The 12,580-nt window shown below is 53.1% G+C and carries 9 protein-coding genes, 3 tRNA genes and 1 pseudogene; 4 read left to right on the forward strand and 9 right to left on the reverse strand.

What is annotated here, in order from left to right; all coding sequences use genetic code 11:
- Positions 1-5: 5 nt before the first annotated feature.
- The 3 genes from amiB to nnr are packed head-to-tail and all read right to left on the reverse strand — an operon-like array spanning position 6 to position 3,334.
- Positions 6-1,337 (reverse strand): N-acetylmuramoyl-L-alanine amidase AmiB, encoded by a 1,332-nt coding sequence (amiB, locus tag SK33_RS21200; protein WP_016149446.1) that lies wholly within the window; start codon positions 1,335-1,337, stop codon positions 6-8.
- Between the two features lie 16 nt (positions 1,338-1,353).
- Complete coding sequence (gene tsaE / locus SK33_RS21205; RefSeq protein WP_048219875.1) at positions 1,354-1,815, reverse strand: tRNA (adenosine(37)-N6)-threonylcarbamoyltransferase complex ATPase subunit type 1 TsaE; 462 nt, start codon at positions 1,813-1,815, stop codon at positions 1,354-1,356.
- Positions 1,787-3,334, reverse strand: a complete 1,548-nt coding sequence (nnr, locus tag SK33_RS21210) for a bifunctional ADP-dependent NAD(P)H-hydrate dehydratase/NAD(P)H-hydrate epimerase (RefSeq protein ID WP_048219876.1) — start codon at positions 3,332-3,334, stop codon at positions 1,787-1,789. Before nnr ends, tsaE begins: the two co-directional genes overlap by 29 nt.
- Between nnr and queG the strand changes: the two genes are divergently transcribed.
- The gene (gene queG / locus SK33_RS21215) at positions 3,333-4,472 is read left to right on the forward strand and encodes a tRNA epoxyqueuosine(34) reductase QueG (RefSeq protein ID WP_048219878.1); all 1,140 of its coding nucleotides are present in this window, start codon (positions 3,333-3,335) and stop codon (positions 4,470-4,472) included. The two genes, nnr and queG, sit on opposite strands and share 2 nt — an antisense overlap.
- A 269-nt stretch (positions 4,473-4,741) precedes the next feature.
- Here queG and SK33_RS21220 read toward each other — a convergent pair.
- The 4 genes from SK33_RS21220 to orn all read right to left on the reverse strand — a co-directional run bounded on the left by SK33_RS21220 (position 4,742) and on the right by orn (position 5,891).
- Positions 4,742-4,817 (reverse strand) — tRNA-Gly (locus SK33_RS21220).
- 155 nt (positions 4,818-4,972) lie between these two features.
- Positions 4,973-5,048, reverse strand: a tRNA-Gly gene (locus SK33_RS21225).
- Between the two features lie 36 nt (positions 5,049-5,084).
- Positions 5,085-5,160 (reverse strand) — tRNA-Gly (locus tag SK33_RS21230).
- Positions 5,161-5,345: 185 nt separating this feature from the next.
- The gene (orn, locus tag SK33_RS21235; protein ID WP_003839477.1) at positions 5,346-5,891 is read right to left on the reverse strand and encodes an oligoribonuclease; all 546 of its coding nucleotides are present in this window, start codon (positions 5,889-5,891) and stop codon (positions 5,346-5,348) included.
- A 105-nt stretch (positions 5,892-5,996) separates the two neighbouring features.
- Between orn and rsgA the strand changes: the two genes are divergently transcribed.
- The 3 genes from rsgA to mscM all read left to right on the forward strand — a co-directional run bounded on the left by rsgA (position 5,997) and on the right by mscM (position 11,442).
- Complete coding sequence (gene rsgA / locus SK33_RS21240) at positions 5,997-7,049, forward strand: small ribosomal subunit biogenesis GTPase RsgA (RefSeq protein ID WP_170974257.1); 1,053 nt, start codon at positions 5,997-5,999, stop codon at positions 7,047-7,049.
- A 92-nt stretch (positions 7,050-7,141) separates the two neighbouring features.
- Entirely contained in the window at positions 7,142-8,110 is a 969-nt protein-coding gene (gene asd, locus SK33_RS21245; RefSeq protein WP_032948369.1) for an archaetidylserine decarboxylase, read from the forward strand.
- Positions 8,111-8,127: 17 nt separating this feature from the next.
- Entirely contained in the window at positions 8,128-11,442 is a 3,315-nt protein-coding gene (gene mscM, locus SK33_RS21250) for a miniconductance mechanosensitive channel MscM (protein ID WP_003839472.1), read from the forward strand.
- 89 nt (positions 11,443-11,531) lie between these two features.
- On the opposite strand, the gene SK33_RS21255 is transcribed toward mscM, so the two are convergent.
- Positions 11,532-11,846 (reverse strand): YjeO family protein, encoded by a 315-nt coding sequence (locus SK33_RS21255; protein ID WP_003025555.1) that lies wholly within the window; start codon positions 11,844-11,846, stop codon positions 11,532-11,534.
- Positions 11,847-12,396 (reverse strand): annotated as a pseudogene (locus SK33_RS21260) (hypothetical protein).
- Positions 12,397-12,580: the final 184 nt, after the last annotated feature.

Below are 12,580 nucleotides of genomic sequence, written 5' to 3' on the forward strand. Positions count from 1 at the left end.
AATCCTTAATTTGTTAACGTGTTACCCGGCGATATGGCACTGGCGGTTTGCGCCGGCGCGCCCTGCGGTCCGGTTTGCATCGGGTGCGCCTGGAAATAGTTACGCAATCCTTTGTATATCGCCTCAGCCAGTTGCTGCTGGTAATCATCGCTCGCCAACAGACGTTCTTCGCTGTTGTTACTGATAAAGCCGGTTTCAACCAGCACAGACGGGATATCAGGCGAACGCAGTACGCCAAGACTGGCGTGTTCCGGACGGCGCTTATGCATCGAACCAATACGTTCTAACTGGCCGATCATGCTGGTCGCCACATCATACCCGACGCGCTGCGAATGACCGAACTGCAGATCCAGTACGGCCTGGCTGAGATAAGGATCGGACTGGCTGTTTGCCAGCACATCGCCCGCGCCGCCCAACAGCTCCGATTGTTTTTCGTGCTGTTCCAGCCAGCCGGCCATCTCACTGTTCGCCCGACGGTTCGACAGCACCCAAACGGAAGCACCTGTGGCATCACGGTTTGGCGCGGCATCCGCGTGAATAGAAACCAGGAAATTGGCGTTTTGTTTACGTGCGACGTCTGAACGCCCCATCACCGAGATAAAGTAATCGCCATCACGGGTGAGTACGCCTTTAAACATTGGGTCATCATTGAGCAAGCTGCGCAGTTTACGCGCCACGGCAATCGTGACGTTTTTCTCACGCGTGCCGCCAGGGCCAATCGCCCCCGGATCCTGCCCGCCGTGTCCGGCATCAATGGCAATAACCACTTTTTCACCGCTGCCGGTGCTGGCGCGCGCCGCAGGTCGTGTGGAGGTATTACTGTTGGTCACCATCGTGGTGCGATCGTTCTCTGCTTTAAACGGGTTACGCGCAGGCTCGGCAGGACGAGGGGCGACAACCGGCGTTTCAACACGCTTAACAACCACTGGAGGTGGAGGCGGTGGCGGTGGCGCATCAGCTTTGATGGTAAACACAACTGTATAATTGCCGCCGTTCTGTCGTTTAACGGCTTCGGCCTTGCCGTTCTCGGTTAAATCCACCACCAGACGCAAGGACTGCGCATCTTTTGGCGTGCCGGAGCGGATAGATTTCACCAGATTATTGCCGCTAAACAGCAGCGGTAATCCCTGAATCACTCCGGTTTGTTTTATATCCAGCGCGACGGTGCGTTTCCCGTCCTGGCTCACGGCGTATTCAGGCTCGCCAATAAAGCTCAGCGTAATCCGCGCCTGTTGATTGCCATTGGAAACCTGAAGATCGGAGAGGCTGGCGGCCCCTGCCTGCGCGCACAGCAGGACCAGGGTTGCCATCAGCCAGTTTCTGATGCGATAAATCATCCCGCCACCCTTAAGGTTATTCGGCTAAACGCGCCAGCAATAATTCACCCGATGAGGAGACTGCGCTTACGCGCGCCTCCCGACCTTGCGCCTGATATTCAATGTGTATTTCGACGTCCGGGTCTGGCAGTACACCTTTACCTTGTTGCGGCCATTCCACCAGGCAGATGGCATCATTGGCAAAATAATCGCGGATCCCCATAAATTCCAGCTCCTCCGGGTCCGCAAGTCGGTATAAATCGAAGTGATAAACCATCAAGTTATCGAGTGAATAGGGTTCAACCAGCGTGTAGGTGGGGCTTTTTACATTACCTTTATGACCTAACGCTTGCAGAAATCCCCGGCTGAAAGTGGTTTTACCCGCCCCCAGGTCGCCGTACAAATATATAACCGTCGCGCCGTCACAGGCTTTGGCTACCTGCAGTCCCAGGTCTAAAGTTGCCTGCTCATCAGGTAGTGGAATTACTCGATTCATCATGATAAACGTCAATCACATCAGGGTTAACAATACGCTGTAGCGTGGTAAAGAGATCTGTCGCCAGCATGCCGCGCGTACCAAAACGCGCCGCCAGCACATCCGCCGCCGCTCCGTGCGCAACACATCCCGCACATGCTGCATCATACGGGGTAAGCTTCTGTCCGAGCAATGCGCCAATAATACCGGAAAGCACATCTCCCATTCCGCCGCTGGCCATCCCTGCATTGCCGGTATCAATAATACCTAACTCAGCCTGTTCAGCAGCAACAACCGTACCCGCGCCTTTCAGCACTACCACGCCTCCGTACCGTTTTACCAGACGTTGTGCACAAAGTAAGCGATCGTCTTCAATTTCTGCAATGGAACAGCCCAGCAGTCGCGCGGCTTCACCTGGATGCGGCGTGATCACGCGATTGTGACGTTTATCGGGGTTGATTGCCAGCAGGTTCAGCGCATCCGCATCCCAGAGCATCGGTTTGCGAAAATTCTCCACTTTTTGCAGCGCTTTTTTGCCCCACTCCTGCTGACCAAGACCTGGTCCTATCACCACAACATCCGCCCATGCCAGGCTCTCTTCCAGAGTCTGCGGCGTCAGCGCATCGACCATCAGTTCTGGTCTGGCAGTCAGAACAGGCGCAATGTTCTCACTGCGCGTCAATACTTTGACCAGCCCGGCTCCCGCACGCAACGCCGCTTCACCGGCCATACGTATTGCACCTGCCGTACCGTGGTCGCCACCGATAATCACCAGCCGACCGTGAGAGCCTTTGTGTGAGGTGGGCCGACGCGGCGTTAGCCAGTGCGCAAGCTGTTGAGCATCAAAACGTTGCAGCGGCGCGTTCTGCACCGCCAGCCAGTCGTCCAGCCCGAGTGCGTTAACATGCAGACGTCCGGTGACATCGCGTGCTTTACCGGTGAGCAGACCTGGCTTGAGCGCAATAAAGGTAACGGTATGCGCAGCGTTGATGACTGCCCCCGGCGTCGCCCCCGTCTGCGCAAGCAGGCCGGAGGGAATGTCGATTGCAATTGTAGGGGCTGGGTGGCTATTGGCACGTTCGATCAACGCCGGGAGAGGTTCACGCGGCGCGTTTTTTAAGCCAGTACCTGACAGCGCGTCGATAATGACGTCCACGCTGTCTGGCCAGTTAATATCAGCAGCATGAATAACGCCACCGGCGTTAAGCCAGGCGTCGTGCGCCTGCTGCGCTTCCTCGGGGAGCAGTTTATCACCCTCGTGCGCCAGCAACGTAACATTAAAACCCTGCGCTTTGGCAAGTCTTGCCACCACGTAACCATCACCGCCGTTGTTGCCGTGACCACATAGCACCAGCCAGTGTTGGGCGTTCGGATAGGCCTCGCGGGTGACCTGAAACGCCGCCTCTCCCGCCCGTTGCATCAGCTCATACAACGTCAGCCCTAAACTGTCTGCCGCCTCTCGCTCCATACGCCTGATGTCATCGGCGTGCCAGATGGAGTGTGGTATACTTGCGGGGTTTTTCTTCATTGTATGGTCCGTCATGTCAGAGCCCCTCGATCTCAATCAGTTAGCGCAAAATATTAAGCAGTGGGGGCTGGAGCTTGGCTTTCAGCAGGTCGGTATTGCCGATACCGACCTCAGCGAAGCAGAGCCCAAACTGCAGGCCTGGCTGGATAAACAATACCACGGCGAGATGGACTGGATGGCCCGTCACGGCATGATGCGCGCCCGCCCCCACGAATTATTGCCCGGTACGCTACGCGTCATCAGCGTACGTATGAACTATCTTCCTGCCAAAGCGGCCTTTGCCAGCACGTTGAAGAACCCTTCTCTGGGTTACGTCAGCCGTTACGCGCTTGGCCGCGACTACCATAAGCTGTTACGTAACCGCTTAAAAAAGCTGGGAGAGATGATTCAACAGCACTGCGCTTCGCTGAATTTTAGACCTTTTGTCGATTCTGCGCCCATTCTTGAGCGTCCTTTGGCTGAAAAAGCCGGGCTTGGCTGGACAGGTAAGCACTCACTAATCCTCAATCGCGAAGCCGGTTCATTTTTCTTCCTCGGGGAATTACTGATCGATTTACCCTTGCCGGTCGACCAACCAGCAGAAGAAGGATGCGGGAAATGCGTCGCCTGCATGACCATCTGTCCCACTGGGGCCATCGTTGAACCCTACACCGTAGATGCGCGCCGCTGTATCTCTTATCTCACTATCGAACTGGAAGGCCCGATCCCGGAAGAGTTTCGTCCATTGTTGGGGAATCGAATTTACGGCTGCGATGATTGCCAGCTCATTTGCCCGTGGAACCGCTATTCACAGTTGACGACAGAGGATGACTTCAACCCGCGCAAGCAGCTTCATGCTCCGGAGTTAATAGAGCTGTTTAGCTGGAGCGAAGCGTGGTTTTTAAAAGTCACGGAGGGGTCTGCCATTCGTCGTATTGGCCACCTGCGCTGGCTGCGAAATATCGCCGTTGCGTTGGGTAATGCTCCCTGGAATGACGCTGTTATTCTCGCGCTGGAAAGTCGCAGAGGTGAGCACCCACTTCTCGACGAACATATAGACTGGGCGGTTGCTCAGCAAATCGAGAAGCGAAATGCCTGCGTAGTTGAGGTGCAGCTACCGAAGAAACAACGTTTGGTCAGGGTCATTGAGAAGGGTCTGCCGCGCGACGCTTAAGTCATCCACAGCTTGTGTATAAAAATAAAAATACATTGATATTCAAGAGGGAAAAAATCGTCAAGTGATCGCATTAACAATTTGAAATGATAATTAAACCAATAATTTCAATCAGTTAAAATGATACTATTCACCCGGCGAAGTTTTTTGCATTCCAGGAATAATACCCGAACCTGTGGATAAGTCTGTTTACAAGAGTATGTCAATGACGAAACAAAACGTCCCCAACGCGATTATTCGTTGTGGATATTTTTATTGGGGTAAGAATTTGGAGCGGGAAACGAGACTCGAACTCGCGACCCCGACCTTGGCAAGGTCGTGCTCTACCAACTGAGCTATTCCCGCATAATCTTCGTCTTTCGAACCGCTACTGCGTTGGCTGCCTTCATTCGCCTGAGTCACTTACTTCAGTAAGCTCCTAAGGACTCATTCAGTTGCCGCCTTGTCGCAATTCGAAATCCTGCGATTGGTGGTCTGTGCTTATAAGCACTTTCAAATTTTGGAGCGGGAAACGAGACTCGAACTCGCGACCCCGACCTTGGCAAGGTCGTGCTCTACCAACTGAGCTATTCCCGCTTGGGTGTGTCTTTGCTTTACAAGCATTTCAAATTTTGGAGCGGGAAACGAGACTCGAACTCGCGACCCCGACCTTGGCAAGGTCGTGCTCTACCAACTGAGCTATTCCCGCAAATTTGTTGCTGTCGTAATTCGCATTTCTGCGTCGTTACGGGAGGCGCATTATACGAGAAATCCGTTTAGCTGCAACCCCCTTGAATACGTTTTTTTCGAAAATTCGTTCAAGTGATTACTTTGCAATCAAGCTGGACAATTTAGCGTCAAAAAGCCGGTGGCGCAAGCCACCGGAGAACAAAATCAAAGCTTAATAAAATGTTCGCGATAGTAAGCAAGCTCAGCAACAGATTCACGAATGTCGTCCATCGCCTGATGTGTTCCCTGCTTGGTGAAGCCAGCCAGGATTTCCGGCTTCCAACGACGCGCCAGTTCTTTGAGCGTGCTGACGTCCAGATAGCGATAATGGAAATACGCCTCCAGCTCCGGCATGTATTTAAACAGGAAACGACGATCCTGACCAATGCTGTTGCCACAGATAGGTGATTTCCCTTCCGGAACCCACTCTTTCAAAAAAGCCAGCGTGGCCAGTTCTGCTTCACGATCGCCCATGGTGCTTGCCTTCACGCGTTCCACCAGCCCGCTACCGGTGTGCGTACGTACGTTCCAGTCATCCATTAATGCCAGTTGTTCGTCGGACTGGTGCACCGCAATTGTCGGTCCTTCTGCCAGAATATTCAGATTGGCATCCGTCACCAGCGTGGCGATCTCAATAATGCGATCGCGCTCGGGATCCAGACCTGTCATCTCCAGATCGATCCAAATCAGGTTGTTTTCATTGGCACTCATGCTATTTTCCACCCTTCAGCGTCACATTCAGTGTGACTACATTGATCTAAAATTGTGTGTATCATAAATGTTTTGCCCATCATGGGCGACCAGGAGCCAGTCCGATTGAGTAAGAATAAACTCTCCAAAGGCCAACAGCGCCGTGTGAACGCCAATCACCAGCGTCGTCTTAAAACGTCCACGGAGAAGCCCGACTACGACGACAACCTGTTTGGCGAAACCGCTGAAGGCATAGTTATCAGCCGTTTTGGCATGCATGCCGACGTAGAGTCTGCTGACGGTGAAATTCACCGCTGCAACATCCGCCGTACAATTCGCTCGCTGGTTACTGGCGATCGCGTAGTCTGGCGCCCGGGTAAAGCGGCGGCTGAAGGCGTGAATGTCAAAGGTATCGTTGAAGCGGTACACGATCGTACCTCGGTACTGACACGCCCCGACTTTTACGACGGGGTAAAACCTATTGCCGCCAACATCGACCAGATCGTTATTGTCTCAGCCATCTTACCCGAGCTGTCACTCAATATTATCGACCGATATCTGGTAGCCTGCGAAACGCTACATGTTGAACCAATTATCGTACTGAATAAGATCGATCTGCTGGATGATGAAGGCATGGCCTTCGTTAACGAACAGATGGATATCTATCGCAACATTGGCTATCGGGTGTTGATGGTATCCAGCCGCACTAAAGACGGCCTGAAACCGCTTGAAGAAGCATTAACCGATCGCATCAGCATTTTTGCCGGTCAGTCGGGCGTAGGTAAATCCAGCCTGCTCAATAATCTTCTCGGCCTGCAAGAAGAGATCCTGACCAACGATGTCTCCGACAACTCCGGTCTTGGACAGCACACTACCACGGCCTCTCGCCTGTATCACTTCCCGCACGGCGGCGACGTTATCGACTCCCCTGGCGTACGTGAGTTCGGACTGTGGCATCTGGAGCCGGAACAAATCACGCATGGCTTTGTCGAATTTCATGACTACCTGGGCCATTGCAAATACCGCGACTGCAAGCATGATACCGATCCAGGCTGCGCTATCCGTGAGGCTGTAGAAAAAGGGGCCATAGCCGAAACCCGGTTTGAAAATTATCACCGCATCCTGGAAAGCATGGCGCAGGTAAAAACGCGTAAAAACTTTTCTGATACAGACAACTGACAACTAAGCTAAGCATCGCTAGAATCGTCCCCCTTTTTTCAGGATCCGGCCCACATGCCGGATCGGGAACAAATTATGGCCTGGAGGCTACCTTGTTAAACTCATTTAAGCTTTCGCTACAATACATTCTGCCGAAACTATGGCTCACTCGCCTGGCGGGTTGGGGTGCGAGCAAACGAGCGGGATGGCTGACCAAATTGGTTATCGATCTGTTCGTGAAATATTACAAGGTCGATATGAAAGAGGCGCAAAAGCCGGACACCGCCAGCTATCGCACCTTTAACGACTTCTTTGTTCGCCCGCTGCGCGACGATGCTCGCCCGATTAATACAGACCCAAACGTACTGGTCATGCCCGCTGACGGCGTGATCAACCAGTTAGGCAACATCGAAGAAGACAAATTGCTGCAGGCTAAAGGGCACAGCTATACCCTTGAAGCGCTGCTGGCTGGCAACTATCAGATGGCGGAAAAATTCCGCAACGGTACGTTTGTAACCACTTACTTGTCTCCACGCGATTACCACCGTGTACACATGCCGTGTAACGGTATCCTGCGTGAAATGATGTATGTGCCGGGCGATCTCTTCTCTGTAAACATCCTGACTGCGCAAAACGTACCGAACCTGTTTGCCCGCAACGAACGCGTAATCTGTTTGTTTGATACCGAATTTGGTCCGATGGTGCAGATTCTGGTCGGCGCGACTATCGTCGGCAGCATTGAAACCACATGGGCTGGCACCATTACCCCACCGCGTGAAGGCGTTATCAAGCGCTGGACCTGGCCGGAAGGCGAAAGCGAAGGGTCGGTGGCGCTGTTGAAAGGTCAGGAAATGGGCCGCTTTAAGCTCGGTTCCACCGTCATCAACCTGTTCGCACCTGGCAAAGTTAACCTGGTTGAGCAGTTGCAGGATCTTTCCGTGACCAAAATCGGCCAACCAATGGCCATCTCGACCGAGACTTTCGTGACGCCAGAGACAGAACCGGCCCCGCTGGCGAAAGAAGAGATCGAAGCAGAACACGACGCCAGCCCGCTGGTTGACGACAAAAAAGACGAAAGTTAAACATAGGAATCGCTGCTGTGCGCCTGATTATCACTTTTCTGATGGCCTGGTGCCTCAGCCTGGGGGCGTACGCTGCGACGGCCCCCGATGCCAAACAACTCACCCAGGAACTGGAGCAGGCAAAAGCGGCAAAACCCGCTCAGCCAGAAACCGTCGAGGCGCTCCAGTCCGCGCTGAATGCCCTTGAGGAGCGGAAAGGCTCTCTCGAGCGCGCACAGCAATATCAGCAGGTTATTGATAACTTCCCCAAGCTGTCCGCAACGTTACGCGCACAGCTTAGTAACCTGCGCGATGAACCGCGCAATGTGCCAACCGGACTCTCTACCGATGCATTAAACCAGGAGATCCTCCAGGTTAGCAGCCAACTGCTGGAAAAGAGTCGTCAGGCCCAGCAGGAGCAGGATCGCGCCCGGGAAATCGCCGACTCGTTAAGCCAGCTTCCTCAACAGCAAACCGATGCCCGCCGCCAGCTCAATGAGCTTGAGCGGCGCATTGGTACCGCCAACGGCAATTCCGCGCAGAATCAGGCGATGCAAGCTGAATCCGCCAAACTTAAAGCCCTGGTCGATGAACTGGAGCTGGCACAGCTTTCCGCCAATAACCGTCAGGAACTGGCGCGTATGCGCTCCGAACTGGCGGAAAAGCAGAGTCAACAACTCGACACTTACCTGCAGGCTTTGCGCAATCAACTCAACAGTCAGCGCCAGCGTGAAGCAGAGCGAGCGCTGGAAAGTACCGAACTGCTGGCAGAAAACAGCGCGGGACTGCCGGAAGGTATTGTCGATCAGTTCAAGGTTAACCGCGAGCTGTCTCAGGCCTTGAACCAGCAGGCGCAACGTATGGACCTGGTCGCCTCGCAGCAGCGTCAGGCTGCCAGCCAAACGCTGCAGGTCCGCCAGGCCTTGAATACGCTGCGAGAGCAGTCTCAGTGGCTTGGGGTTTCAAATATGCTGGGAGAAGCGCTGCGCGCGCAGGTATCCCGTCTGCCGGAAATGCCCAAGCCCCAGCAGTTGGATACCGAAATGGCGCAGCTTCGCGTGCACCGTATGCGCTATGAGGATCTCCTCAACAAACAGCCGCAGCTGCGTCAGATTCATCAGGCCGATGGACAACCGCTGACCGCTGAACAGAGCAGCATTCTCAACGCCCAGCTACGCACCCAGCGCGAGCTGCTGAACTCATTGTTACAGGGCGGCGATACGCTGATCCTTGAGCTGACCAAGCTCAAAGTCTCCAACAGCCAACTGGAAGATGCGCTAAAAGAGGTCAACGAAGCAACGCACCGCTATCTGTTCTGGACGTCAGACGTCAGTCCCATCTCGCTCTCCTGGCCTGTCGACATCGTTCAGGATCTGCGGCGTTTGATCTCATTAGATACGTTTAATCAGTTGGGTAAAGCCAGCGTCATGATGCTGACCAGCAAAGAAACACTATTGCCGCTGTTCGCGGCGTTGGTGCTGGTTGGCTTTAGCCTCTCTTCGCGCAAGCACTTCACCCGTTTCCTTGAACGCTCGTCCGCGCGAGTCGGGAAAGTCACCCAGGACCATTTCTGGCTGACAATACGCACGGTATTCTGGTCAATACTCGTCGCTTCTCCGTTGCCGGTGTTATGGGCAACGCTCGGTTACGGGTTGCAGGAAGCCTGGCCTTACCCGCTGGCTGTTGCTATCGGCGATGGCGTTACCGCCACGGTGCCTATGCTATGGGCGGTAATGATTTGCGCCACCTTTGCGCGTCCCAACGGTCTGTTCATTGCCCACTTTGGCTGGCCACGTAACCGCGTCGCGAAAGCCATGCACTACTACCTGATGAGCATCGGACTGATTGTCCCGCTGATCATGGCGGTGATTATGTTTGATAATCTCAATGACCGGGAATTCTCCGCCTCACTGGGACGTCTGTGCTTTATTCTGATTTGCGGTGCGCTGGCGGTCGTGACCCTGAGCCTGAAACGCGCCGGGATACCGCTGTACCTCGATAAAGAGGGCAACAGCGATAACATGGTCAATAGTATGCTGTGGAATATGCTGATGGGCGCGCCGCTGATTGCCATTCTCGCCGCGGCAGTGGGTTATCTCGCCACATCGCAAGCCCTGCTGGCACGCCTGGAAACATCCGTGGCGATTTGGTTCTTATTACTGGTGGTGTATCACGTCATCCGCCGCTGGATGCTAATTCAGCGCCGCCGCCTTGCGTTTGACCGCGCCAAACATCGACGCGCCGAAATGCTGGCGCAACGTGCGCGGGGCGAAGAGGAACCACCTCATTCCACCAGCCTTGAAGGTACGATCGATGTAGATGAAAGCGAAGTGGATCTGGATGCAATCAGCGCGCAATCGCTGCGCCTGGTACGTTCTATCCTGATGCTTATCGCCCTGCTCTCGGTCATTGTGCTATGGTCAGAAATTCATTCCGCTTTCGGCTTCCTGGAAAACATCTCGTTGTGGGATGTCACCTCCACGGTGCAGGGCGTGGAAAGCTTAGAACCGATAACGCTGGGCGCGGTGCTCATTGCTATTCTGGTGTTTATCATCACCACCCAGCTAGTGCGCAACCTACCCGCGTTGCTGGAGCTGGCGCTACTGCAACATCTGGATTTAACCCCCGGCACCGGTTACGCCATCACCACTATCACTAAGTATCTTCTGATGCTGATTGGCGGCCTGGTGGGTTTCTCGATGATCGGTATTGAGTGGTCCAAACTGCAATGGCTGGTGGCGGCTCTCGGTGTCGGTCTGGGCTTTGGTTTGCAGGAGATCTTCGCCAACTTTATTTCCGGCCTGATTATCCTGTTTGAAAAGCCAATCCGCATTGGCGACACGGTTACAATTCGCGATCTTACCGGTAGCGTGACGAAAATTAATACCCGTGCCACTACTATCAGCGACTGGGACCGCAAAGAGATCATCGTACCCAACAAAGCCTTTATCACCGAACAGTTTATCAACTGGTCGCTATCCGATTCGGTTACCCGTGTGGTGTTAACCATCCCGGCACCGTCGGAGGCTAACAGCGAGGAGGTTACGCAGATCCTGCTGACTGCCGCACATCGTTGCTCGCTGGTTATCGATAACCCGGCGCCAGAAGTCTTCCTGGTTGACCTACAACAAGGAATTCAAATCTTCGAACTGCGTATTTATGCCGCTGAAATGGGGCATCGCATGCCGCTGCGCCATGAAATCCACCAACTGATTCTGGCAGGCTTCCGCGAGCACGGTATTGATATGCCGTTCCCACCGTTCCAGATGCGTCTGGAGAGCCTCGGCGGTAAGCAAACGGGGAGAACGTTAAGTTCTGCGGGCAGAGGCAGTCGCCCGGCGGGAAGTTTGTAATACCTGAGTAGCCCGGACGAGGGGCGCTAGCACCGACGCCGGGGAAATCCCGGCGTCACTACATTAGGCCGGGCTACCAGACTATTGGATTACAGGCAGAACTGGTATCGCAGGAAGAAGCGCCATAGCCAAAAGCAAACCAATACCGTCACCGTCAGTAACTGCCAGAAACTACGCTGCTTCCTGTATGCAATGACATAGATATAGGGAATAAAAAGCGGGAGCGTGAAGATAATACCAGCATCACGGATATCATCACTTTCAACATAGGTCATCAGGTCACAAATATTATTAACCCCCAGCCCATCGATAAACCACTCTTTATCCTGGGTAGAGAAAATAATAATCAGAACGAAACTTACTGTTCCCCAGATAACATTCAGCGATATGGCTTTCGAATTCATTCATCCTCCTCGCATAATTTCCATTATTGCTGTCTTTTTCTCAATAATTCGCCGCCCATACTCACTGTATTCACGCTGTTTAGTACCAACCGGAGCAGAAATAGAATCAGTAATGCTTTGAATTTCTCGTTGGGTACCACGATTATATCTTGAGCCAATAATAATAATTTGCTCATCGGTAAGATGAGCAGTATCTTTCCCAGGGTAACTTAACATAATAAGATCGCGCAAATGAAACGCGACAACCCGAATATTAAAGCGATTATCCAGTAGACAATTCGATAGCTGAAACTGCTCAAAAGAGGTCAACTTATCGGGCCTGATGCCCATCGTGCTAGCGGCCACACCCAGCTGTATTGCGATAGAACCAACTGAAGTAGCATTAGATAAGGCCTTATCCTCCCTTCGCGAGATAGTTTCCAGAATTTGTCTGACTTGTAATACACCCACTGACTTAAATCTTTCTGGCGTCCCCCCCCACCTCTGCTGCAGCGACACCAGCCAACAACAATAGAGGGATTTGGGCTTCCTCAGCCGATTTTTTTAGCATATTTCTATGATAAACTAACCATGCTGTTTTATATATCCATAAATGTGCAGTCCCTGTATCAAAACGCCAATTTGTTGGAAGAGTTTTCCAACGAAGAAAATCCACACCATTCCAATGTGGAAAACCATAGCTGTCGACCTTACAGAAATAACCGAATCACGCATGTCACTGTCCTTAGCTTAAA

Source organism: Citrobacter sp. MGH103 (assembly GCF_001034475.2).
GTDB classification, from domain to species: domain Bacteria; phylum Pseudomonadota; class Gammaproteobacteria; order Enterobacterales; family Enterobacteriaceae; genus Citrobacter; species Citrobacter freundii.